The organism is Cupriavidus basilensis (genome assembly GCF_029335485.1).
Lineage (GTDB): Bacteria > Pseudomonadota > Gammaproteobacteria > Burkholderiales > Burkholderiaceae > Cupriavidus > Cupriavidus basilensis_E.
The window spans coordinates 59,886-82,917 of the sequence record NZ_JARJLM010000163.1 but is presented as its reverse complement, the minus strand read 5'-3'; the positions used below and the strand labels follow the sequence as shown (position 1 = coordinate 82,917).

General features: G+C 59.1%; 22 protein-coding genes and 1 pseudogene. 4 read left to right on the top strand and 19 right to left on the bottom strand.

The genetic code is table 11. The annotated features are described in order from the left end of the window. Positions 1-781: 781 nt before the first annotated feature. From P3W85_RS10035 to P3W85_RS09970, 15 genes and pseudogenes are all read right to left on the bottom strand, one after another. Positions 782-1,078 (bottom strand): hypothetical protein, encoded by a 297-nt coding sequence (locus P3W85_RS10035; protein ID WP_276264680.1) that lies wholly within the window; start codon positions 1,076-1,078, stop codon positions 782-784. A 290-nt stretch (positions 1,079-1,368) separates the two neighbouring features. Next, the gene (locus P3W85_RS10030) at positions 1,369-2,685 is read right to left on the bottom strand and encodes a replication initiation protein (protein ID WP_430869520.1); all 1,317 of its coding nucleotides are present in this window, start codon (positions 2,683-2,685) and stop codon (positions 1,369-1,371) included. A 2,234-nt stretch (positions 2,686-4,919) separates the two neighbouring features. Continuing rightward, positions 4,920-5,228: a DUF7146 domain-containing protein gene (locus P3W85_RS10025; RefSeq protein ID WP_276264678.1), complete on the bottom strand. Its 309-nt coding sequence runs from the start codon at positions 5,226-5,228 to the stop codon at positions 4,920-4,922. A gap of 9 nt (positions 5,229-5,237) precedes the next feature. After that, positions 5,238-5,525 (bottom strand): primase-helicase zinc-binding domain-containing protein, encoded by a 288-nt coding sequence (locus P3W85_RS10020; RefSeq protein ID WP_276264677.1) that lies wholly within the window; start codon positions 5,523-5,525, stop codon positions 5,238-5,240. Positions 5,526-5,997: 472 nt separating this feature from the next. After that, positions 5,998-6,378 (bottom strand): BcsR/BcsP family cellulose biosynthesis protein, encoded by a 381-nt coding sequence (gene bcsR / locus P3W85_RS45490; protein WP_430869519.1) that lies wholly within the window; start codon positions 6,376-6,378, stop codon positions 5,998-6,000. A 47-nt stretch (positions 6,379-6,425) separates the two neighbouring features. Then, entirely contained in the window at positions 6,426-7,007 is a 582-nt protein-coding gene (locus tag P3W85_RS10015; protein WP_276264676.1) for a hypothetical protein, read from the bottom strand. 288 nt (positions 7,008-7,295) lie between these two features. Next, positions 7,296-8,459 carry a glycosyltransferase family 4 protein gene (locus tag P3W85_RS10010; RefSeq protein ID WP_276264675.1) on the bottom strand — a complete coding sequence of 388 codons (1,164 nt, stop codon included), beginning with the start codon at positions 8,457-8,459 and terminating at the stop codon, positions 7,296-7,298. Next, complete coding sequence (locus P3W85_RS10005) at positions 8,446-9,084, bottom strand: polysaccharide deacetylase family protein (RefSeq protein ID WP_276264674.1); 639 nt, start codon at positions 9,082-9,084, stop codon at positions 8,446-8,448. Before P3W85_RS10005 ends, P3W85_RS10010 begins: the two co-directional genes overlap by 14 nt. Positions 9,085-9,334: 250 nt before the next feature. Beyond that, on the bottom strand, positions 9,335-9,511 hold the full coding sequence (locus P3W85_RS10000; protein ID WP_276264673.1) for a hypothetical protein: 177 nt from the start codon (positions 9,509-9,511) through the stop codon (positions 9,335-9,337). 130 nt (positions 9,512-9,641) lie between these two features. After that, a complete protein-coding gene (gene hfq, locus P3W85_RS09995) occupies positions 9,642-9,926 on the bottom strand; it encodes an RNA chaperone Hfq (RefSeq protein ID WP_276264672.1) in 285 nt (94 codons plus the stop codon). Positions 9,927-10,157: 231 nt separating this feature from the next. After that, positions 10,158-10,808 carry a hypothetical protein gene (locus P3W85_RS09990; RefSeq protein WP_276264671.1) on the bottom strand — a complete coding sequence of 217 codons (651 nt, stop codon included), beginning with the start codon at positions 10,806-10,808 and terminating at the stop codon, positions 10,158-10,160. 698 nt (positions 10,809-11,506) lie between these two features. Continuing rightward, complete coding sequence (locus P3W85_RS09985; protein ID WP_276264670.1) at positions 11,507-11,746, bottom strand: hypothetical protein; 240 nt, start codon at positions 11,744-11,746, stop codon at positions 11,507-11,509. A gap of 62 nt (positions 11,747-11,808) precedes the next feature. Beyond that, positions 11,809-12,051 (bottom strand): hypothetical protein, encoded by a 243-nt coding sequence (locus P3W85_RS09980; RefSeq protein WP_276264669.1) that lies wholly within the window; start codon positions 12,049-12,051, stop codon positions 11,809-11,811. Between the two features lie 614 nt (positions 12,052-12,665). Next, positions 12,666-12,776 (bottom strand): annotated as a pseudogene (locus tag P3W85_RS45485) (YqaE/Pmp3 family membrane protein); the annotation flags it as partial. 630 nt (positions 12,777-13,406) lie between these two features. Then, positions 13,407-13,745 (bottom strand): hypothetical protein, encoded by a 339-nt coding sequence (locus P3W85_RS09970; RefSeq protein ID WP_276264667.1) that lies wholly within the window; start codon positions 13,743-13,745, stop codon positions 13,407-13,409. A gap of 633 nt (positions 13,746-14,378) precedes the next feature. On the opposite strand from P3W85_RS09970, the gene P3W85_RS09965 reads away from it, so the two are divergent. Continuing rightward, positions 14,379-14,804, top strand: a complete 426-nt coding sequence (locus P3W85_RS09965) for a transcriptional repressor (RefSeq protein WP_276264666.1) — start codon at positions 14,379-14,381, stop codon at positions 14,802-14,804. A gap of 317 nt (positions 14,805-15,121) precedes the next feature. Here P3W85_RS09965 and P3W85_RS09960 read toward each other — a convergent pair whose 3' ends face one another. Then, complete coding sequence (locus P3W85_RS09960; protein ID WP_276264665.1) at positions 15,122-16,027, bottom strand: LysR family transcriptional regulator; 906 nt, start codon at positions 16,025-16,027, stop codon at positions 15,122-15,124. 200 nt (positions 16,028-16,227) lie between these two features. Here P3W85_RS09960 and P3W85_RS09955 point away from each other — a divergent pair, with 200 nt between their 5' ends. The 3 genes from P3W85_RS09955 to P3W85_RS09945 are packed head-to-tail and all read left to right on the top strand — an operon-like array spanning position 16,228 to position 19,365. Continuing rightward, positions 16,228-17,157 (top strand): tripartite tricarboxylate transporter substrate binding protein, encoded by a 930-nt coding sequence (locus P3W85_RS09955; RefSeq protein WP_346430255.1) that lies wholly within the window; start codon positions 16,228-16,230, stop codon positions 17,155-17,157. An 11-nt stretch (positions 17,158-17,168) separates the two neighbouring features. Beyond that, the gene (locus tag P3W85_RS09950) at positions 17,169-18,401 is read left to right on the top strand and encodes a M20 aminoacylase family protein (RefSeq protein ID WP_276264663.1); all 1,233 of its coding nucleotides are present in this window, start codon (positions 17,169-17,171) and stop codon (positions 18,399-18,401) included. Further along, the gene (locus tag P3W85_RS09945; protein ID WP_276264662.1) at positions 18,394-19,365 is read left to right on the top strand and encodes a helix-turn-helix transcriptional regulator; all 972 of its coding nucleotides are present in this window, start codon (positions 18,394-18,396) and stop codon (positions 19,363-19,365) included. The genes P3W85_RS09950 and P3W85_RS09945 overlap by 8 nt, the downstream gene beginning before the upstream one ends. 24 nt (positions 19,366-19,389) lie before the next feature. Here the strand turns inward: P3W85_RS09945 and P3W85_RS09940 are convergent, their stop codons facing one another. From P3W85_RS09940 to P3W85_RS09930, 3 genes are all read right to left on the bottom strand, one after another. Further along, positions 19,390-20,079: a response regulator gene (locus P3W85_RS09940; protein ID WP_276264661.1), complete on the bottom strand. Its 690-nt coding sequence runs from the start codon at positions 20,077-20,079 to the stop codon at positions 19,390-19,392. A gap of 592 nt (positions 20,080-20,671) precedes the next feature. Beyond that, positions 20,672-21,796, bottom strand: coding sequence for a porin (locus P3W85_RS09935; RefSeq protein ID WP_276264660.1), 1,125 nt, complete (start codon positions 21,794-21,796; stop codon positions 20,672-20,674). Between the two features lie 752 nt (positions 21,797-22,548). Beyond that, positions 22,549-22,941, bottom strand: a complete 393-nt coding sequence (locus tag P3W85_RS09930; RefSeq protein WP_276264659.1) for a hypothetical protein — start codon at positions 22,939-22,941, stop codon at positions 22,549-22,551. Positions 22,942-23,032: the final 91 nt, after the last annotated feature.

Below are 23,032 nucleotides of genomic sequence, written 5' to 3'. Positions count from 1 at the left end.
AAGCGAAATTTCGCTAACGACCTTCGGATGATGAATACTCCAGCCGCCAAAGCCCGCTGCTTCTAGCAGGCTACTGAAATACCTTTTTGATACCCCCAATTTTGGCTGACCAAGGGGGTGCCTTACCCCCAACCAAGTCGGAAAAATCGATTGTGCGCCGTTCTGCGAGGTCGTCAGTTCTGCGGCGAGGTTCGAAAAATAGTATTTCAGCAGCCTGCTAGTGGGCGATTACCAGGTTCAGCGACTCCTGCATCGAGCAGTTGCCCGTCCGATTTCTTACTGGGGTCCCCCCAGCGTCGAGGCCCCTGCGGACCTCGGTTCGGAGCATCCCACCCCTGCCTTGGTACTGAAGCTCGTCTTCTTCTTGCTCCTGGTCGAGAGCTCTCCCGCCCGGACCAGCGCCATGCCACGATGCGAATTGCCAGACTCGCATTGTGATCGGTGTTGGTGCAATAGTCGCAACGTTGGCGGACAAACGCTGCCTGCGATGGCCGCTTGTCAGGATAGATGTGGCCGCACGGACTACACTCTGCCGTGATGCGGCGGCACTGCTGGGACGTCGAGCCTATTTCGCCGCAGCGCCTTGTATTGCGCTAGTGTGAGCGTCCTGCCCCAAGTACTCGCCAGAATCCTGCTGTTGAGTCCCGCTTTGGCGCGAGCCTGGTTCTTGAGCCACCTGCCCGCCTCGTCCCGCTTCGCCTTCGACCGCGCACTCATTGCCTTAACGCGTAGTGCCTCGACACCAGCAGTCGCGTTCCCTCGCCAGTCACAAGGCGGCAGCTCACCTAGCGCGCGAAGTCCTGCCGAACGTTCCGGGCAGATTGCTGACACCGCGCCCCGCGATGTTTGGCCTTGCGCCAGCCTGCGGATCCTTTGACTCGGCACGCCATGCGCCGCTGCCAGCGCTTGCGGGCGCGCTCCTTCTTACGCCATTTTTCTGCATCGCCCAGCCCGGCTGTTCTCCCGAGCTCGCATAGATCTGCACCGTGATGCCACGGTGGACGCCGATTGCAGCAACACGCAGTTCGTTGTCCGGCGAGGTGACCAACTCGGCCGCGACCTCTTCGGACTTCACCACCGGCAGTCCGTCATCCGTACTGAACTAGTCGTACCGGCGGCCTGCATCGAACGTCGCGTGCTGCCCGCCGGCATCGTGTGGGGCCGTGCGAGAGTTGGATAACAGCGGAAACGATAGCCGATTTGCATGGGATGACTTTGTCAGCAAACCATTGAAATGCAACCGTGGAATGGCGGTAAGGCGCCGATTAGCATTCGGCGCAAAGACAGCACAGCCTAACGACTGCCGCCGACTTGACTCCTCCTGAGCCTTGCGGCCCTAGGAGAGAGGATGCGTCGGCAAAGGACCGTTCAAGCAATCTTCCCAGAGAGAACAAAATCCAAGATATCCTCCGACGTCGGCTCTCCCCATGTTCGCGCCGCGACCCACGTGAAGAAACTGGTCTTAACAAGCTTAGTTGCCTGTTTGGCAGGGACAATCTTAAGTTTTATAGACTCACATTGTTCGTTGTACCGTCCAATCAGGTCATTCTGCTCCTGATCAGACAATTCAGCAAAATACTTCTCAGCTTCAGGTAGTCGTGCTGCCAGGAACGACTCGCGAGCTTCGCCGGCAGTCCTAGCGGCAGATCGCTTCGCAACGACTGGCGACTGTGCGGTTTCGCTAATGGGCTCCTGGCCCTTCCCCCAATCTTCTACGAGTGATTTCCTGAAGTAGGCCGCGACGTTCTCGACTGGCGTAGAGTGCTTCTTACTCTGCCGAGCCCTCGTGTAATCCACAGCTTGCCGGACTCTCTCAGCGCCATAAGTCCGCACCATCTTCCGGGCCTCTGATACAGGGATGCCAAATTTGCCTACGTTCGCGACAAGATCCACATCGATGTCCTCTTGGATCTCGTCCTCCTTCTTGCGCTCAATCTTGAACTGGAGGTCAACAACCGATCGGCCTACCTTATGTTCTATCAACTCTATATTGTGATCGGAGATCGCATTAATTTCGGCGATGCACGGGATCAAGACTGCGCGCTTAAATATCTTGTACTCCTTGTACTTTGTTTCACCTTCTTCCCGTCCAAGGATTAAACTGCGGAACGTCGACAGCGACATCTTACCTGTCTGACCGACTCGTTCGTATCGCACGGTGTTTTCCCACAGCGCCAGCGTATGGGCCCTTCTGAATAACCGTGCGATCCGCATGTCAATCATCGCGTAACGTTCAGGGTTCAGGAGTTCTTCGCAGATCTGTGGAGCGAACGAATAACTCAGCATTGAGCCTGTGATCTTCGCCCCGGCAATGAGCGTCGACCCAGTCCAGGTCGACGTTCCATCGCTGTTCAATTGATCCCAATCGACGACCGTACGCATGAGAGATTTTGCGGTCTCTTTGATGTACCCCGTATCCTTAGTTGTAAGTCCAAGACCCGCCATCATTTGCGGGATACCTATGCTAAACGTGCTTGCTTGCTCGTTCGTTTGCAGTCGTTGCTCGATGGCGTTCTTGATCAGAGAATTGAACAACCGCCGCTGCTGGAGAGTAATCGCACTACCGACAGGAGAGACATGGATGGCTTGCACTGCCTTCTTGAATGGTTCCGGCGCTTCCTGTTGCTGGAAGAGGGCAATCTGCCCGCTCTTTGACGCGCTGCTGGCTTTGGACATTCGAGGCACCGACGATGGCTAGGTTAGGTGAAATACTAGAGATCAATCGTTCACCTATCAAGCTCTATTAGTTGAAAATTACTTCTGTTGTTCTCGTTCCGAGAACTCTTGCCGCACCGATTCCCCAAATATGTTCACCTATCATCTCCCCAAAACTGTTCACCTTTCGCGCACCCCAAAATCATTCACCTTTCTGGCACCCCAAATTTGTTCACCATAGCGTCGCCACGCATCTGCTTCCTGAAACGTAGCGCTGCAAGTGGAAGTGCTTCATAGGTCATGTTCTAGCGAATTCCCCCTACATTGATAAGGTACGCGATACACCCCCAAAACCATTCACCTCTCTGCCACCCCAAAACTGTTCACCTTATCGCCGCCAGGCATCTGCTTCCTGAAACGTGGTACTGCAAGCAGTCGAACTCTATGGAGCATGGCCTGGCAAGTCCCTCTAGGCTGGCAAGTTACGCGACAAGCCCCAAAACCATTCACCTCTCGGCGGCAGAACACCAGTAGCGAGAGCACTCACGAAAAATCAGCTCCTCCGTCGAGGCGTCCGGTGAAACACACGTGCTTCCCCAAAAGTGTTCACCTAATCGGCACCCCAAATCTCTACACCTATCTCGCTCGCGGAATTTCTTCATCTGCTTCTTAGTGTAAGCAATCACTTAACCTACTTCCTTTATAAATAGGACTTCTCTTTCGAAATCCTCACCTTTTTGCTTCCCCCAAATCTCTTCACCTGAGATCTTAAGTAAGGGGCCGATATGGCGGCTGTCTGTGCCACACGGAACTCCCTGGCGCAGCGAATTCGCCGCATTTCATCTAACTATGTGCCTCTTGGGGCTCTTCAAAACCGCTGAGCGGACGAAGTATCCCAAATCTGTTCACCTTAACCGTGTTCTTCTCGGGCATGTAACCGTGGCGTTCGCTTCCTCGTGCAGCACCTTGGCTTTTTTCCGCTTGGTATGGTGGTTACAGAGAGAGTGTGCGCTCACAAGTAAACAAGAACGTTGGTCATCCAGACGTAGGCGTAATAGGTGAACTGATTTGGGACCCACTCCAAAATCGCCCCAAAAATGGTCACCTTTTATCTCCCCAAAACCCTTCACCTACCGAGAACGGATGATCTATCCCTATCCTGAATCAGTTCAGTCACAAGATGCAGTGGGTTGGTAAGTACAGCCCGAATCTATCAGGGAGCACTATAGGCCACTTTTTCTTGAAGAGGATCTAAGGGAAGGCACATGTAGTGTTTACGTGTATTTCGTAAACACTGTAAACCTTTAGGTAAACCTTTGACTTCCGGAAACCCGCTCCAGTAAAGGGTTTCCGGGCCATATCGTGCACTGATTTGGGGATTGGGTGAAGAGATTTGGGGGAAAGGGGCTGTGGATTTGGGGAGGTAGGTGAAGCAGATTGGGGCTATAGGGCTGTGGATTTGGGGCATAGGTGAACAGTGTTGGGGAAAACCCTAGAAACGCGGAGGAGCAAGCTGCCGCCGGTGCTGGAGCAAGAGAACACATCACAGGGGTTATGCACATCCGGTCATCCGTCGAGTCTGTACGCTGGACGGGTTCAAGCCGGCCCATAGGACCGGCGTTGGCTTGCAGGATACATCACTGATTTGCCCCTCGTTCTAAGGCTGCCGGCGATAGACTGCGAAACGAATCAGCCCCTCAAGCCGCAGAAGGCGATGCACCGGGCGCCAGCTCGCGGGGGCCCAGCGAGATACCGCTTCCTCGTAGCGCGGGGGGTTGTCGCCCTTGTAGATGGCACGACGTCCTGCTTCGGCCGCATGTAATGCTGTTGGCATTTCAGTCCGAACAGCCTACAGCTCGAGGGGCATGGACACGGCGGATCTGCCTCCCGATACCCATGAGCTTCTCTCCAAGCTTAGACTGCCACACGCAGATGCGACGCGCGAAGCCAAAGGTCCGAATAGTCCAGCCTCTCGGTCTTCCGCACGCGCATTCGCACGGCAAAGCCTTCCGTCACCAAACGTGCTTGCAGCTGCTCCGCAAAATGCTCACCGGGTCGCTAACCGTGTTTCGGATCGAGAGGATCCCGGTCGGAGCAGATGATCACTTCGTCGAAGCGATCCCGCCGGATGTCGGCGGCGGCCAGGTTGCTGGCGTTCAACAGGTACCAGACCTAGATGCGATTGCCGGTGGCGGCCACCAAGGCTAGGCCGGTTTCGATCCCGTCGCAGACGATGACCTTGCGGCTTCGGGTGGTCGGGCAATTCAGGCGAATGGCGGCGCCGGCGAGCTTTTGGGGCTCGCCATCTGTTTTTTCATATCGACGAAGAGCGCCTTGTAGCCATCTTTGCTCAGGTAGGTGCAGTGGAGCGTGACTGGTGTCCCATCGGCACGTCTTGCCCTGGCCAGCATGACCGGCCAGTCGCCGCAGTTGGCCGGCTTGTCCTGATCGTCTGTATCCCAATAGGCCATGGCCGGGTGATACCGAAGATCGGGTAAGAGCCACGCCAGTCGCAGGCCAGGCCCCTGCTGGCTGAGGTAGACCCATACTGGCAAAGTCTCCGTGATGGCCACCGAACCCGGCTAGGCCGCGTTCAGCTTCGCGCGCTTCTCTCTGGCCTCGGCTTCCGCCTTTGCCTTGAGGCTGCGCTCGTCGTAGTGGGCGGCTGGCCGACAGCCTGATTCTCCCTCCAGGAATTCGAGGGCCTCGCGATCGGTCATGCCGGCGAAGGCGCGCAGGAGCGTGTATCCATTGCCGGCGCCGCAGTGGTTGCAAAAATAGGTGCCGGCATCATTCCTGTTGTCGAAGCGGAAGCGGGTCTTGCCCCCACAGAGCGGGCAGGGGCCTTGACGCTTCGACAGGCATTTCACGTCGAGCTGGGCAGGTGTCAGGACTCTTACCTAGTCGACCTCATTGAGGTTCAAGCGCATTGTGTTCTCCTGCCTCGGAAAGGCGATCAAAAGAGGAAAGCCTCGAGGGGGGCGGGGTTGAAGAAGCAGCCGGAAGGCCCAGAGGCCTTCTGTGCTGTGCGTCACCCGCCAACGGCCCAGCGCGCCGCTGGCGGCTACCGGACCGCACCCAAGCCGATCGACCACATTGACGACCTGCCGGCGTTCAACAAGAAGCTCTATGAAGAAGTCAACCTGCAGGCGTCATCCTGCCATTTCATCTGCCTGGTCGAGACGGAGGCCAACCGCTTCGTGCTGATCCTGACCGAGGACATGATCAATTCGGACATCGCCAACGAGCTGATCAAGGCACTGGCGTTCAAGCGGGAGGCGGCCGATCCCCTCTACTACATTGCGTCCACCGTCGTGATGGTGGCGCTGTGTCGCGATGGGGTCATGGAGAACAAGCCGCAGGCGTGCCAGATCCGCCCAGGCGGGCAAAGACGGTCGCCAACTCGGTGGGAGGCGGCGGTACCGGTGCCGCCGGTGGAGCAATCTTCGGGGCTGCAGGAGGGCGGGCGTATGCGGTACACCGGCGCCGCCGCGCAGAATCGGTGGCAGCTCGTCCTGAGGCCAACAGCGGCCAGCGGCCGCGCGCCTGCAGGACCGAGTCCTCACGCACGATTTGGCGATAGTCTTGGGAGGTGCCGCCAACGCGCTGGAACAGCTTCGATAGATCGTCAGAGTGCACTGGAGAATTTCCTTCGTTGGAATAGCGACTTAGCGAAATTGTCTGCCCGTCCCATGCGTTCGCAACCGGCGCAAAACTCGCCATCCGCGTCTCCCGCCGTTTGTCGGGCGAGCCGATATCGCTCCACCAACTCAATGAAGCTTGTAGCGGATGGTCGGCGCGGCATCCATCGCGCCAATTTTCCAGCGATAGGCCTTGCTAAAGAAACCTGGCTCGTCGTGAGCGTTGTGGTCTACCACTTCGGCATAGGCCGGCAGGCGGACCTCCAGCGTGCCGTCGACCTTGAAGCCGAACTGCCGCAGCGCATCCAGGTCCTTCTTGCTGATGGGCGCCGGCGCAATAGTGAACACGCCTTCTTTGTCCCGTTTAACCATTACGAAATTCAAAGCGTCCGATGGCTGGCCAGGTTGCAGATCCTGCTCTATGGAGAGTTCATAGCGCCCTTCGCCAACATAGATCGCTTTGCGGACCCCGGGTCTGTCTGCCATCCGTGCGGCATCCTGCTTAAGCACCTGCAGATCGCTGGGCGAGAGTCTGGAACCTTCCTTGAGCCGGATCGTAGCCGGCACCGACATCGCGGTGCCTTCGTATCTATAGGTATAGGTGCCGTCCCGCTTGACCAAGACCGACACCGTGAGTTTCTCGGGAACGAGGTAGCCGGCCAGGAGTAGCACAACCAGATTGGCCGCCACGACGGAGAAGAGCTTGCGCACGGCACGAATCCGTTAAATAAGGGAAGAGGGGAGGCGCGAGATACCGCCTCGTGTATCCAGCTATAGCTATCGCCTATCGCGCAGTCGCTCAGTCGTCGCGATGACCAGGATCATTCTTAGCGACCCACCGGACCGCAGTAACGAGGGCGGCGAGGAGAACGGCGACGTATCCTGCAGCAGCTGCGATTTGCATACTGGACTCCGCTTGATACAAATTCTAAGGAACGATTGGCTGGGAAACTATTGGTCGCGAGAGGGGATCGATGTCCGCTCACGGCTTGACGCGGTTTAGCTAGCGCGGTGTTGTCGATGGCGTGCACCCGACAGACAGTCCTGATACAACTGCACCGTTTCGCGGCCCAGAGACGCGAGCGAAAAATTCGCCTCCACCCATAGACGTCCCCGGCTTCCCATGCGCGCCGCGCGCCTCGGGTCCGCTGCCAGCCGGCTCATCGCCACGGCCAGGGCATTGGCGTCGCGCGGCGGCACCAGTACGCCGTGGTCGCCGTCGATGAAGGTCTCTGGAATGCCGTCCAGCGAAGTGGCAACTACCGGCTTGCCGCAACTTAATGCTTCGAGGATGACCAGGCCCAGCGCTTCGCTGCCCACGGGCGGATGCACCAGCACGTCGATCGCCTGCATCAGCGATGCCACATCGTGCTCAAAGGGGCGAAAGTGGAAATTCCTGTCTAGCCCTAGGGAATTCGCCTCACGGCGTAATTGCGGGGTGAGGTCTCCATCACCGACACACAGAAAATGCGACTGAGGATGTCGTTCGAATACCTGCGCTGCGGCCTTGACGAAGTAAGACTGTCCTTTCCCGTCTGGCTTTTGTGCCCCGCCGATAAGTGCATAAATCCATGCCTCATGAGGCACCCCGAGGGCTCTGCGGACCCGATGGCGTTCCGCGGTGCAGGCGCGGAAGCGCTCGGTATCGATGCCGCAGTAGATCCGCCTGAGCTTCAAGGTGCGGTCTGGATCCACAAGACGCAATGCATTCTGTACCGCGTCGGAAACCGCAATCACGCTGGAAGACGCGGCTAGGTATCGGCGCGTCCGCTCCTTGAGGCTTGTCATCAGGTGGCGCGTCACGACGACCGCCGCCTTCCGGCCAGAAAGTATCCATGCCAGGATCGCCACCCAGTAGTCGCGGCCATGATGCGCGTGAATGACATGCATTTGCCGTTCCCGGAGATGCCGTGCCAGTATCTCCGGCCACGCGATGCGCTTGGCGTTCAGCTCCAGCAAGCAGATCCCCTGCATCTCGCGCGCGGCGGCTATCCACCGCGCACCGTGGGGCGCCGCCAGGGTTACCTCGCAGCCCTGCAACTGCAAGGCCCGGCAAAGTGAAAGCGTATGGGAATCGATGCCGCCACCGTCGAGGAGAGAGTTAAGGATCAGCACACGCAACTGGGAGGCGGGCGTCACCGCGCGTTGGTTACCGTGCATCATGGCTGGCCGCGTCCGTACCGCGCTGATCCTCATAGGCGGTGATTAACTTCTGCAGGAACTGGCCTGGATGCGTGGTGCGCGAAACCGGCACTCTAGGCAGGCGGAACAAGTCGTGCCCTGCGCTAGCGCGACCGCGGTTGGTGGTGACGGCGGTGTGGAAGCCCGCTTCGCGCACCTGGTCCACAATCGCCTTGTCGTACTCGCCGAAGGGGTAGCAGAAATGACGGACCGGCTCGCCAAGCATATCCTCCAGTTCCTGGCGGCAACCTTCGATCTCGTCGCGGGCGGTTGCAGCGTCCGCTTTGGTCAAGTCCATGTGCGTCCGCGTATGCGCGCCGACCTCCATCCCTGCCCGGCCCCACTCGCGCAGCTCGCCCTGCGCCATCAGCGGCTTGGCCGGCACGCCGATCGATGTATCCCACGCGTTCGTCTTGCCGACCAGGCTGCTGACGGCATAGCAGGTGGCGGTAAAGCCGAAGCGCTGCAACACTGGCAAGGCATGCTCGATGTTGTTGCGATAGCCGTCATCCAGCGTGATGCCGACAACCTTGCCAACCTTCTCGCCATGCAGATAAGGCACTAGCTCGCGTATGCAGAGTCCGTGGAAGCCCATCAGCTTGAGCATGCGCATTTGCCAGGCAAAATCGCGCGGCGCCACCACCAGGCCGCGCAGCGGCGCGCCCCGGGCCGGTGGCACGTCAATCTGGTGATACATGAGGATCGGGATACGCGACGTCACGAGACGAGAAATGCGACGGCGTATTCTGCAGCAGCTACCAATAGCATAACGGCTCCGCCTGACACAAATTATGAGTAATGAAAGGCCGGGAACGTATCGCTTGCGAGAGGAGATCCTCGCGGCGCGTCTTGCCCGCTTAGTCGGGCTGCATGAGCAGCCCTAGCGCTTTCGCCTCCTGCCGGTGCTGACGATCCTCCTGCTCGGCGATGACGCGCAAGGTCGCGTGCTTGAGCAAGGAGCCGTCGGTTAGGGTGGCGGCGAGCGATCTCAATTCATCGAGCGAAATTCGAACCGGCTGGCAATCTGGCTGCATGTCGATTTTGCTTGGGGCGAAAGGAAACTATTGTCCGCAATGCATGGCCATGCAAGCGCGGTAGCCTTAATGGTGCGCAAATTCAACAAGCTCTGCGCAATCGAGATTCTTTGCTGCGGACAGGCCGTCCTCAGTCTCGTATCGGACGGCATTTTCGCACGGCCACGGCCGGTGCCTTGGGATCGCTCTCCGAGCTCGCCAGACAGCCAAGGTCATCCAACTGGACGGAAGCGATGGCGTGCTTGTAGATTGCCTGCAAGCCGCGAGTTGTGTTCAGCAGCACAACAAAGTTGTCGAACGAATTGATTGAGCCAGCTAACCCGACGCCGGAGACCACATACACCTTGACCCGCCTTCGCTCCTTGCGTGCGACATTGAGCAGCCAATTCTGGGGACCGAGTGCGACATGTTGCATTTGAAGCTGGGATGACTCGCGAAAAAAAGTCGCCGTCCTAGGATCGGCGACTTAATGGAGTGTCGACCGAGACGGGGGGCCTGGCGACGAATCTAGCATAGACGATTTGATGAGGTCTCTATTCCCACTTGCGGAGGGGTTAATATATTGCGCTATCTGTATATGGCTAGCGCAAAAGAGATTCCAATCGTTCGCGTTGGACAGCGCAATCGCACCTGTCCCAGGTGCGATCTACGGCGCCGGAATTATCCAACCGTCCTCTCTTCGCAACAATTGGCGCGATTTTTCGCGGATACCTCCAGCGCCATATTCCTTGATTTGCTCAAAGGCCGCTTGGACGTCCTGGCGCCGTGCCCATGTCTCGATAGTCACATCCACCTTGTACTTAACCATCTTGGCCTCGTAGCCGAAGAAGTCCGGGGCCTCTTCTGAACCCACGACACCTCGGTATTTCTGTGTCCCAAAGCACAGTCTTCCTTCATCTCCCTTTGCCTCCGAGCCCGGTCTGGGCGCGTCGTTCTTGCGGAGTTTCTGCCTCCCCAAGTCGGTCAGAGAGTACGTGCGAAAGCCCTGATTAGGACCGTTTACATACTCGATCAGACCCGCGGCGGCTAGCGCGTTCAGACGGTCGCCCGCGTTATTCCACTCGTCCCAATGCTTGTCGGTGAAATACCGAACATCAACCTGGTTGGGCCACGTATCGTAGCTATAGCTACTTGGGCCAGCAACGACGCAAAGTTGAGTGTGCTTTGCGACAAACGCTTGCAGCGGCTCATCAAATGGGCTCCTGCTGACAGCCTTCTGATCACATGCTGAGAGTGCGATTACCGAAATCAGCAGGAATGCGGGATACGAGGGTGTTAGGCGCATAAAGATACCCATTATTGCTGGTTATTGAAATGGAGTGGGTGCGGTGGCGCCTAGAGAAAAGGCCCGCCGAAGCGGGCCTGGAACCTACATGACGAAGGGCTTCACTGCGTCGCGAGTAACCAACCGCCCGGTTGTAGTACGCAACGCAATCAAGGCGCCACGAAGGACGCTAAGCCCGCCGCGAAAGCCGTGCGGCATCCATAGCTTAGGCGGTCTTTTGCTCCGTATCCTCACTCTCCGTGACAGTCATGTGAATGGCGTGCGCGAATGCGATAACCCATGCGTCCACGGGACGTATCACAGACCGTCAACTCAGCTTGCTCCCCAAAATAAGAAGCTCTGCAGATTGTCGCGGGGCCTCCTTCGAACGAGGTAGAGTGCAGGGACTCGCTCGTATGAGCTCCGATCATCTAGTACACGCACCGGATATCGCAACAGCGCAGCCTTTTACATCATCGTCACAATGACCGGCACTGCGAGCAGGAATAGTGGCCTAATCTAAAAGTGCCGCCGTGCCACGCGGCACCTTCTACGCCCATCGTGGCGTAGGGGTGGAGTCGGTAGCCAGAAGCCTCCCGCTAGTGGTCCCGACGCCGCCTGTATTTTCTGGCAGCACCACGGCCCGCTTCGGCGGGCCGTGTTCTTTTCAGGCTCGGCGGCGAATTGAAAAGGCCCGTCGAAACGGGCCTTCTAAAACGCAGAACCGTCGCTCACTGAGTCGTGAAGCTCCAGATTTTGTTCACCGGCTGCCAATTGTTCGTGCCAACCAGATCGGCGGGGTATGTGGTCTTGGCCGCTCGCGGCGCGTCGGGGATGATCACCGCGACGCTGGCGGGAAGCATCTTGTTCGGGTCCGTCGCGTTCGCGAGTAGTGTTGCCTTGAACGTTGCTGTTCCACCGGCGGGGGGAAGCGAGAACTCCGAAACCGTGAGGGTCTGATTGACCCGCACTGCTCGGCGATGGCGGCGTAGTCTATTGTGATTACACACGCATTCCAAGGTATATCGTTGTCTCAGGGCTCGATGGGCGGATCGGTGCGATCGCTGCAGCGGCGCGCCTCGATCCTCCCCTCGTGGAACTCGAGGAGCAGCGCAGCCAGGAGCCCAACCAACAGCAATGCGATCGCCGCTAGCTTCCCGGCCAGGTCAGGCCGAAGCAACAGGATCGCAAACATGCCAACGGCAATCACGGTGCACAGCGCCACCACCCGCTTGACCAGATTCGTTGGGTTTCCGCCCCTTTCTCCGTTTGCCATCGAAAATCCTGAGTACGTATGAGCGAAACGCCGTTATTGATCGGGATGGGCGGCGGCGGGTAGCCGCGCCCCTGCCACACCACCTCGCACGCAGGTCCGCACCAGGCGGATCGAGGAGTTGAGGTCAAATGAATCCGGGGAAGCCAAGTGCGTCGAAGTATGAGATCGTGAGGACGCGGTTCAGACCAGCCTCGCTGTGAGCCCACCAGCGACCGGCACCATCTGCAATGAGGGCTGCCAGCTCATGAGACGCGACGAGACCTCGGAGACGACTGTAGACCGTTGTTCCAACCCGCTGGTGCTTGAGCTGAAGCCGGGATGACTAACGAAAAAAAGTCGCCGTCCTGGGATCGGCGACTTAACACGCACGTCGACCGAGCCGGGAGGCAGGCGACGAATCTAGCATAGAGGATTTGATGAGACCTCTATTCCCGCTTGCGGGGGGATTAATATACTGCGCTATCTGTATATGTACAGCGCAAAAGAGATGCCAATATTTCGCTTTGGACAGCGAAATCCTTGAAGCGCCAAAGAAAAGGGCCGCCGAAGCGGGCCTTCCATTCGTGGGGAAGCGCAAATACTTCTCTGGCGCAATGCCCTCTGAATTTTCTGGTCTGGCCGAGTGAGTGCACGGCACAGATCGTTGCAAGAATCCAGCCGATCAGCGTGAGGTGCAAGATCAGGCAGATGAAGCCGGCAAATGGCCGGCCGATGGTGAAGCGCATACAAGGCCAGGCTGAACGGGACGGTTTCCAGATTTCCTGATGGCGACGGCTGTGTGCAATAGCACCCAACTGGGAGTCATAGGGGGCGCGTGCGACGGCCGCTGTCGGTAAAGCCGGTCTCAGAGCGCGTTGTCAGGCTCGGTCGTTGCCTCCGTGGTTGGATTTTTCCACAACACATCGAGAGCTTTTCGATTAGAGGTCCGTGTCAGCCTTCGTGCCCGTGTAGGCTGCGTTCCTCTCGACTGCGATGGCCTTGGTCGCTATGCTCCTCCTGTTTGCGCCATGTCCGTTCATGCCAGTAATCCTCCTGTTGTTCGCTCTCACTCCTATATGGCGAGTAGCGTGAGCTTGGGACGGCAATATAGACAGGCCGAGGCGCAACATAGACAGGGGTGGGTTCCGCGTGAGCGACGCCAGAAGCGCCAGCGCGAGTATTGACATTCGTTGCGGCAAAGGCCGACGAGGCGATGCAGAATAGTGTGCCTACGAGGACCCTGCCGATTGCGCGGTGCTTCATTCTTGGCTTTCTCCCGGCTTTTCGTGGCCGCCGTCGTTCTACGGACGCACCCTGTCTTTCGGATGGCGGTTACTTGCTAACTCGCGTTATCGGAGCGCGCGTATTCGCCTAGCTCAATCATCTTCATCGTCATGCCCGCGACGCCACCCCCGGTGGTGGATGCGCCACTCGCGCTCGTGCCAGCGCCTTTCTCGCCACTGCCGCTCTTGCCAGGCTCGCGCCCGCCAATCGCCGTAATAGCCGGGCGCAACAATAACCGGCTGCGGTTCGACATAAACGGGGACCGGCTCGTAGTAAACCGGGGGAGGTTCATAGTAAACGGGAGGCGGTGGAGCCACGAACACAGGCCCGGGAATGCCAATCCCAATACCCACATCCACGCGTGCCTCAACGATACCTGGGGTAACAGCAGCGCCCGCAGCCAGTGCGCAAATTGCCAGGACTCTCCGCATGACGATGCTCCCGATGGTTCCATTGGTATTTTATGCGGCCAATTTTGGGGAGCATATTTGTGAACTTATACAGGCGTTACGGCCTGTAACAGGGAGCGACGTGCCAACGGGATCCACGATGACGCCGATGCCTGGTTGTCAGGCAACGCTTCTCGGCACTAAAGCATCTTGCTGCGCAGCAGTTATCGTTCCTGCTGGGCCCGGACAGTGCTCCTGCGGTGCTGGATGCTACCGACGCCGCTAATCGCGGTGTGAAGTTCGTGATAACGCCAGGAACTACCTCCGAGGCCGGCTACCGAACGGTGCTCGAGATCGAGGCGATCAGAGCGAACAGCGCGCCCCGAAAGCGAGCCTATCGTGCATACGACGCCAGGCCGAATGGGAGGTCTTCCAGATCTCCAGTGGGCGACGGCTGCGTGCAATAGCACCTAACTGGGAGCCATAGGGATTGCGCGTGCGGCGCTCGCTGCCGGAATGGCGGGCTCCGACGCTGCCATGTCGCTACCATGCGGATTGGCGCGGCCAAGTCGAGGCCTGCGTGCCCTGAGTGTTGCCGTGCCAACCGGGACTTCGCCCGCTTTTTGCCCGAGGTCGAGGACGTCCGCCGGAAACCGCAATACGAAGCTTGCATCGATGGGGATTCGCTGTACGGCCGCGTCGCGGCAGTTACTTGTTCTGTTCGAGCAGGCAGGCCAGGAATTACTGACGCACCCGCAAATCTACAACCGTTTGCGCGAGCAGCGGTTCGACATCAACAGGGTGATCCTGTATCGCCTTCTGGACAGGTTCGTCGCTGCTGGGCTGCTTGAGCGAGTCGTCGACCAAGAGAGAGTTGCCCGCTACGGCTGGGTCGCTTGTCCAGGAAGTTCTGCATCGACGCTGAACCTGTCACCGCGTTTTGAGTGCCGAAGCTGTCATAGGCAGTTCCGCTTGATGGAGCTGCCGGAGCTTTGCGACGCGATGCAAGTTGCCCTTGATGCCTGGGCGGCCAAAGGGAGCCGAGGTTTGCAGGCGGAGGTAGCGGTGCGGGGCGTGTGCGAGCGATGCCTTCAGCATTGACGGCGCTCGCCAGCGCTGTCCTGCCTGGATGCGGGGCAACTGCGATTTCGGCAAAGGCGCCCAGGTGTCGTGAAGTAGGAGCGTCGTGGCCAGATCAATCGTGATGCACATAGGTCCGACGACAAGAGCGTACACCGCTGAAGCCGCAATTGGAAAGGGATGCTTTGCTAAGCCGTAGCGTGCGGCGGGCGGATCACCGAGCTTTGGAGCGCCAACGTCGCATCGCGATCTTCGCCGCGAATTTGCGTCGGCATTGGTGCGGGCATGAAACTACATGCGAGATGGTGTGTCGCGCACGGGGAGGTCATTCAGATAATTTAATCCCGCAACCGATCAGCCACGAAGCGGCGAAATAGTTGCATTGAAGGGCTTTCGGTACGGCCCACGAGTGTCACCAATGCAAAGCGCGCGCTGGCGATCAAGGGGGGCGAAGTCACCAGTTCGACTAGCTCACCAGACTCGATACCGCTCCGTGCGGCAGCTACGATACCCAGGAAAATTGCATCCGACGCCCGCACGGTCTCGATCAGGCTCGCAATTTCCTCGCAACGCAAGCGCACGGCCTGTTGCGGATCCGCGCGCGGACCGAAATGCCGGACCAGTATACGTGCCGGCTCATCTGCCAATGGTGTGCAGGCCAAAGGGAAGCGTAACAGCTCGTCGAATGCAACGCCCTCCGCAGTAACGGAGAGCAGCGGGTGGCCACACCGGCAGATGAATCCGACCCGCATCTCAGCCACAACTTCGAGGGACAGGTCGGGCGCTGGCGTCACACTGCGAATTTCGATCACCAGAGCATCGAGTGTGCGTTGGCGCAATTGACGTAGTTGTAGCTCAATGGCGCCTCGCGTGATGCTGACGCGCACGTCTGGGTGCCGTTGCGCCACTTCGATGAGGAGCGGTGTCATCAGCATGGCTCCGGGCCCCGAACCCAAACCAACTCGGATCACTCCAGCGTTGCCCGCTTTGAGCAAATCAATGCTGCGACGCATTTCCTCGGCGCCAAACACCAGATGGCGCGCGCGTGTCGCGACGGCTTCGCCGAGCGGCGTGAGTTCGTTTCGCTTGCCCATCCGGTCGATCAGGCGTACGCCCAGGTCGTCTTCCAGCATCTGGATACTGCGGCTCAGGGCTGGCTGCGTCAGATGCAATTGTTCTGCGGCACGGCTGAAGGAGCCGGTTTCGGCTACTGCCAAGAGGTGCTCCAGTTGCTTCAGGTTCATGGGTTCCCCGTATCTATGAGTTATTTTTTTAGGAATCAGAAAAACTATGCATTGGACAAATATTAGGCGTATTTCTAGGATTCGTGTCGGTCCGACTTTTCCTTGCTTTCACGCCCACGAGACACCCCATGAACGCCCCCCTTGCCTTGCTCAAGAGACTCGGAACGCTGGCGGTTGGCCTGCTGCTGGCCGGTGCCGCCGTGGCTGCCGATCCTTTTCCGTCCAAGTCGGTCATGATAGTGGTGCCCTACCCAGCCGGCGGCCTGTCTGACACGATCGCGCGCGTGGTGAACCATCCGCTGGCCAAGCAGTTGGGGCAGCCGGTTCTGGTGGAGAACCTGAGTGGTGTGAGCGGTGCGATCGCGGCACAAAAAGTGCTGAACGCGCCTGCCGATGGCTACTACCTGTTCCAGGGTTCCCCCAATGAGCTCATTTTGGCGCCGCTGGCCAATGCCGCCATCAAGTTCAAGAGCGAGGACTTCCGGCTGGTACAGATGATCGGCATTGCGCCGATGATGATCCTGGCCCGCAGGGATTTGCCCGCGAACACTGCCGATGAACTGGTCACGCTGGCGCGCAGTGCCGCGAAGACCAAGCCGCTGACCTATGGCAGTGTGGGTGTTGGCTCGTTCTACCATGTACTGGGCGAGCATATGGCACACACCGCTGGCACCAGCATGCTTCATATACCCTACAAAGGGGGTGCACCGCTGATGCAGGACCTCAGTGGCGGCCAGTTGGACTTCGCCATCCTGCCGGTGTCGCAGCAGCAATTCGCGCTGGCCGATCAGGGCCGTCTGAAGATCATTGCCAGCATCAACGCTACCCGCACCGATCTGGCCGCCCTCAAGAACATTCCCACGGTCAATGAAGGCAAGTTGCTCAAGGGCTTCAACTTCTCTACCTGGACCGGCTATTTCGTCAGGAAAGACACGCCGGAGGCGATTGTTCAGCGACTGAGCAAGGCACTGGGCGCGGTGCTGGCTGACCCCGCTGTGCTCACCCGGCTCGAAGCGCAGAACACCCTGGTGGCACAGCCGATGCCCCCCGCCGAAGCCAGCAAGGCCTATGAGGCCGAGACCGCGCGTTTCCGCGCGATTGCGAAGACCATCAACCTGCAACCGCAATAAGGGGCGAGTCCATGAATGCCGTACTGGAAGCCCTGCAGGCCCATGCCGACGAATTCATCGCTGTGCGACGTGACATCCACCGCCATCCCGAGCTCGGTTTCGAGGAATTCCGCACCAGCGAGCTAGTGGCCGACCGGTTGACCCAATGGGGCTACGCCGTGGAGCGCGGCCTCGGGGGCACCGGCGTGGTGGGCCAACTCAAGCGCGGCACAGGTGGCAAGCGTTTGGGGCTGCGCGCCGACATGGACGCACTGCCCATCGTCGAGGCCACGGGCCTGGCGCATGCCAGTTGCCACCATGGCGTCATGCACGCCTGCGGCCACGACGGCCACACGGCCATGCTGCTCGCGGCGGCGCATCACTTGGCCACGCAAGGGCAATTCAACGGCACGCTCAACCTGATCTTCCAACCGGCCGAGGAAGGCCAGGGTGGTGCGAAGAAGATGATGGAAGACGGCCTGTTCACCAAATACCCGTGCGACGCCATCTTCGCCATGCACAACATGCCCGGCCACCCGCAAGGCCAGCTGCTACTGCGAGACGGCGCAGCCATGGCTTCATCCGATAACGTGACCATTACCCTCGAAGGTACCGGCGGCCACGGTGCCATGCCGCACTGCGCTGCCGACCCGGTGGTGGCGGGGGCCGCCATTGTCATGGGCCTACAGTGCATCGTGGCGCGCAACATCGACCCCCTGCACATGGCTGTAATCACGGTCGGCGCATTCAGCGCCGGCACGGCCAACAATGTGATTCCCCAGACCGCCACTCTCAAGCTCAGTGTGCGCTCGCTCGATTGCGGGGTGCGGGACACGTTGGAGCGCCGTATCGTTGAACTGGCGCAGGCCCAGGCGCAGAGCTATGGTGTGCGTGCGCACGTCGACTACCAGCGTAACTATCCGGTGCTGATCAACACGCCTGCCGAGACCGACTTTGCCCGTCAGGTGGCGGTGGAGCTGATGGGCGCGAACCGCGTCGAGCCGCAGACCCGTGCGCTCACCGGTAGCGAGGACTTCGCCTTCATGCTGGAGCAGGTACCGGGCAGCTACTTGCTGATCGGCAATGGAGATGGTACGGGGGACGGTGCCAACGTCGGCCATGGCGCCTGCATGGTGCACAACCCCGGCTACGACTTCAACGACCACAATTTGCCCATCGGCGGGGCGTACTGGGCCTTGCTGGCGCAGCGCTTTCTCAGCGACTCGCCCGAGCAATGCAGGCGATTAGCGGGCAGAGATGATTGAAAGACCAGAGATCCATGCCGAGACGGTTATCGCAAGCGACGCCGACGAACTTTCGGCGCGCTTGCGACCGATCCGGGGCAACGTCGCGATCGAATCGGGGAGGGGAGACCATCTTGACGTGCGGCTGGCGTCGAGCCTCGCTGGCGGAGCGGTGACGCATCAAATTCAGACGAAAACGGGTGTTCGATTCCGGTTCGACACTCCGTTCGATGGCTACGCGCTGGTGCTGCTCCACGAGGGCGAGCTGCGGGCCCGGATTGGTCAACAGGAGCGCACTTGGTCGGCAGGCGCTTGCGCAGTTCTGGAAGCGACGCAGGTCAGACAATGGCAATGGCAGGCCGGCAGCTACGACATACTGCTGGTCGGCGCAACCGATATCACGCAGCGACTATCGACGCTGCTGGAAGCACCGGTGACGCGCCCGGTGACATTCCAGACCGAGGTCTCCCCAGAATCGGATGGGGTGAGACTGGGCCGCGCCGTGATGCAGATGATGCAATTGTGCTTTGGCGATGACAGATCCAGGGTGACGGCGATGGCCACGGCGGCCAGCATACGTGACGTTGCCGTGGGGGCCTTCCTGGAGGGCTTGCCGCACAATTACGCCGACAGGCTGGTAGTCAAGACGCCAGGACCGTCACCACGGCACGTAAGATCCGCGATCGAGTTCATCCATGCCCATGCGCGGGACAGCATCTTTGTCGAGGATATCGCCAAGGCCGCTGGCGTTAGCGTGCGCGCCCTGCAGGTGGGATTCGCCACCTTCAAGAACACCACGCCAATGGCGTACTTGAAGCGAGTTAGGCTTGAGGGCGTGCGCAATGAACTTCTGCACAGCGATGACGCGTCGGTTGCTGAAGTCGCGATGCACTGGGGGTTCAAGCACCTTGGCATGTTCGCCAAGGTGTATCGCGATGCGTTCGGCGAGCTGCCGTCGCAGACACGCCGCCTTAGCCCCCGCTAGTCTTGTTGTCCATCTCCAGGATATTCATCGGGGCGAGGGACTGGCCTGGACGGATGCTTCGAGCAGGTATCCCAGGCCGCGCAACGTGACGATGGCCACGCCGCTCCCCTCCAACTTCTTGCGCAGGCGGTGCACGTAGATCTCGATGGCGTCGGGGTTCACCATCTCGTCGATGCCGAAGATCTTCTCGGACAACGCTTCCTTGTTGACCGCGCGGCCGCCCTGCAGGAGTAGCACTTCGAGCACATCGCGTTCGCGCCTAGTCAGCGCCAACGGCGCATCATTGAGAGCGAAAATACGGCTGAGGCCGTCGTAGCAGAGCGGGCCGCAGCGAAGCCCCGGGCTGCCGTGGCCAAGGCTGCGCCGGATCAAGGCGCGGGCGCGCGCTTTCAGCTCCGAAAGCTCAAATGGCTTAGTGAGATAGTCGTCAGCGCCCCGGTTGAGGCCGTTGACGCGATCCTCGACCGAGCCTCGCGCGGTTAGGATCATTACCGGCATTGGGTTACGGCGGTGCCGCAGGCGGCGTAGTACTTCAAGTCCGTTGAGCTGAGGCAAGCCGAGATCCAGGATGGCAAGCGCATAGTCCTGGGTCGATAGCAAGTAGTCAGCGGAGCGGCCGTCATGCACACAGTCGACGGTGAACCCGGCCTGCGTCAAGGCTTCGACCAGGGCATTGGCAAGCCTTGTGTTGTCCTCAATAAGCAGGATACGCATGGCGTCGATAGGCTCTTTAGGCGGCCTGGATCCCCTTGCCGTACGAACGATCAGGATCGCATCGTGAGAGGACCATCGGGGCCGGGGTGCAATGCCCTGGAAGGGTCAACGAGAATTTGTGCGTCAATCGAATAATATGTGCGTTATTTAGATATTTTGGTGCCGCGGCTCCCCCATGGTGCAGGTGCAGATACCTCGTACCCGTGAATTGAGGCGGTCTGGTACTCCGATGGGCCCACCTATGAGAAGAGACCCGGTGTGCGCGTCGGAGGGCGCCAACCGTTGCGTTGCCGGTCTGACGGCGCTGAGCCAACAGCTCGGCGCACCTTGCTACAACCTCATCCGACGTTACGTGCCACACATCAATGTCGACTAGGCCGGTTTTCCGCGTGCGCTCGTCGGTGATTCGGCGCGCCGACATGCCGGTTGCCAGCTATTGAGCGCGGCCGGCAATGACCCGGTCTTGAACTGGCCGAGCAGCACGAAGCCCGCTTGCTGGCCGGGATGCTGTCCAGGACAAAAAAACCCGGCTTGTGGCCGGGACAAGGAAAGTTCATTACTGCATCACATCGGCAGCGCGCCAAACTCAGGATCAGAAGCGCGTGCGCATACCCACTGCGAACTCACTCTGGTGCGCAAAGCCGTTGGACTGCGCAGCGTGATAGCCATGCTGCAGGAACATGTAGTCCGCGGCCAGATAGAGCTCGGTACGCTTCGAGAAGTGGTAGAAGATCGAGGCGTACAACGTGTTCTTGCGACCGCTGTCGGTCGCCGTGGAGTTGGCGGTGTTGCCGTACGCGTTGATGGTAAAGCCGTCGGCATTGAGCGCGGCATTGCCGGCCTTCATCATTTGATAGCCGATCTCGTAGTCGAAGGGGCCGGCAGGATCGACCTTGAGCGATACGGTGTAGGCATCGTCCTTGCGCTGGCCCAGTGCACCTTGTTCGGCAGTGTAGTGGAAATAGCCCGCGTTAGCGCGGAAGATGCCCCATACATAATTGCCGCCGACCGAATAGGTGCGGTTGCGCTGGCCATTCACGTTTGCCTGGGTGAACAAGCTCGACACGTGGAAATTGCCGCCGTTGTAGCCCAGCGTGACGGATTCCGTGGTGTTGCGCGAAGGTGAGCCCGGTACCTCGCCGAACTGATAGCCCGCGCCGGCGGTCAAGCCATTGTCGAATAGCTTCTTCCAGACTACGCCGTTGTTCATGCGGGTACCGGAGGCGCTGCCGGCATAGAACACCAATTGCTTGAAGTTGTTGTTGTTGGTGTAGCCACCTTCCTCGGTGGTAATCGCCGCCGGGCCGTAGGGATCGGCGTAGATGCCAGTGGCGATAGGATCGCGTCCCAGCGCATTTTGGCGGCCGAAGGTCAGCTTGCCTAAGACATCGTTGTTGATGCCAACCCAGGCGTCACGGTTGAACAGCACGCCGGGCGTATCCATCTTCCCGTCGTAGCTCGTGAATTCGCTTTCCAGCTTGAAAATCACTTTGGTGCCGAAGCCAATGTCTTCCGCGCCGGTCAGGCCCCAGCGATTGCCACTGAACCAGGCCGGCTGGTGGTAGCCGGTCAGGCGATGACCGCTTGCGTCGGCGTTACTGATGGTGCTGATGGTGGTGTCAATGAGGCCGTATAGCTTTACATTCGATTGAGCGTTGGCCTGATTGGCACAGGCCGCGCAGATTGCCAGCGCGATGGCTGTGTATTTTGTTTTCAAGATGCTCTCCTCGTTGCGCTCTTGTTTTATCGATGATTATTGGCTGTCTCTCGGTCGGAAACGTCTATCGACTATCCGACTGAAAGAGAAGCCATCGCATCGTAGGCTTGGCAACCCTTCATCTAGCTTTCGCGCCGTTGCGCGGCGGTCTCAGGATATGTACTGAGATTCTGGAGTTGGATTAATTTTTTATCTTAAAAGCGCACAAATTAAACAATATACGCTTATTATTAATTTAATCCTGCCAGGGAGGGGTATTCATTTCGGTATGGTCGCCTGATAGTCATTCAGCGGCATTGATCTCCCGCGGTTGATAGACAGGCGATCCACCACCTCTCAGTGGTGGATCGCCTGCTTTTTTCATACCGCGCATCCGCATGCAGGGGGAGGGCGTCGAAGCTAACCAGGCTGGAGACGCGCTTGCGCACTCAGGTGATCAGGATTGCTTCGGCGTCAGTCGGCATCGAAGTTGGCCATCCTGCCGTATACAGGATGGTTGCATGGCTTCCTTCGCTTGGCGCTCTGTAGCGAGCCCCTTCATCTGGTGGCACCCCCGTCATGCGCGATGGTGAACGACCGTTTTCGAGTGAAAGGCTGAGTTGAGCCGATATGAGAATTCCGCGAATACTTCGGTCGCCGAACTGTGCGGACTCAACCGTTTTGTCGCTGCAACTCAAATTGGAAATCCCCACAAGAACAGGCGCGCACCAGCGTTCGCGAGGCGAACGCGGTGCATATACGCGTCGATCTGCTTATATCTGCGGCGAAGAGACAGCCGTTGGCTGTACAAGACTGGCGATGGTGCGATCAATGGCCTGTAGCTTTGCTTCAGCTCCCAACTGTGTATCGCGCAGCGCGAGCGATACATAGCCGATGGTCTCCGCATAGTCTCGGACCAGGGCTTTCAGCCTCTGCAGATCCTCGTTCGGTGCCATCAGCTTCGGGCCAACATCGAGGAAGACGCGGCCGGCATCCCAGTCGAAACCAGGATGGATGGCAACGACCGGTTTAAAGGGGCGCCCACCAGCCACCGCGTATCCCGGGTCGTAGGCAATGGCAAGGATGCTATCGTGGCGAGAAATGACGCGGATTTGCTCGAGCATGAGAATCGCGTCGGTTAGTTGTAGCGGTTGGCGACTGTCCATGGCGGCGCTCCTCTGACGTTTGTTGTGTGCCAGGTATGAAGGTCCTGCTGTGCCGCGACGTCGTGCAGCAGGCGGCCTTCATTCCGGATAG

What these genes read in the sequence shown, in the direction of transcription:
- bcsR (WP_430869519.1), bottom strand. Translation starts at nt 6,378, where the DNA reads ATGGCGAGTTTTGCGCCGGTTGCGAACGCATGGGACGGGCAGACAATT.
- P3W85_RS10010 (WP_276264675.1), bottom strand. Translation starts at nt 8,459, where the DNA reads ATGATGCACGGTAACCAACGCGCGGTGACGCCCGCCTCCCAGTTGCGT.
- P3W85_RS10005 (WP_276264674.1), bottom strand. Translation starts at nt 9,084, where the DNA reads ATGCTCAAGCTGATGGGCTTCCACGGACTCTGCATACGCGAGCTAGTG.
- P3W85_RS10000 (WP_276264673.1), bottom strand. Translation starts at nt 9,511, where the DNA reads ATGCAGCCAGATTGCCAGCCGGTTCGAATTTCGCTCGATGAATTGAGA.
- hfq (WP_276264672.1), bottom strand. Translation starts at nt 9,926, where the DNA reads ATGCAACATGTCGCACTCGGTCCCCAGAATTGGCTGCTCAATGTCGCA.
- P3W85_RS09990 (WP_276264671.1), bottom strand. Translation starts at nt 10,808, where the DNA reads ATGGGTATCTTTATGCGCCTAACACCCTCGTATCCCGCATTCCTGCTG.
- P3W85_RS09980 (WP_276264669.1), bottom strand. Translation starts at nt 12,051, where the DNA reads ATGGCAAACGGAGAAAGGGGCGGAAACCCAACGAATCTGGTCAAGCGG.
- P3W85_RS09970 (WP_276264667.1), bottom strand. Translation starts at nt 13,745, where the DNA reads ATGCGGAGAGTCCTGGCAATTTGCGCACTGGCTGCGGGCGCTGCTGTT.
- P3W85_RS09965 (WP_276264666.1), top strand. Translation starts at nt 14,379, where the DNA reads ATGGGGATTCGCTGTACGGCCGCGTCGCGGCAGTTACTTGTTCTGTTC.
- P3W85_RS09960 (WP_276264665.1), bottom strand. Translation starts at nt 16,027, where the DNA reads ATGAACCTGAAGCAACTGGAGCACCTCTTGGCAGTAGCCGAAACCGGC.
- P3W85_RS09950 (WP_276264663.1), top strand. Translation starts at nt 17,169, where the DNA reads ATGAATGCCGTACTGGAAGCCCTGCAGGCCCATGCCGACGAATTCATC.
- P3W85_RS09945 (WP_276264662.1), top strand. Translation starts at nt 18,394, where the DNA reads ATGATTGAAAGACCAGAGATCCATGCCGAGACGGTTATCGCAAGCGAC.
- P3W85_RS09940 (WP_276264661.1), bottom strand. Translation starts at nt 20,079, where the DNA reads ATGCGTATCCTGCTTATTGAGGACAACACAAGGCTTGCCAATGCCCTG.
- P3W85_RS09930 (WP_276264659.1), bottom strand. Translation starts at nt 22,941, where the DNA reads ATGGACAGTCGCCAACCGCTACAACTAACCGACGCGATTCTCATGCTC.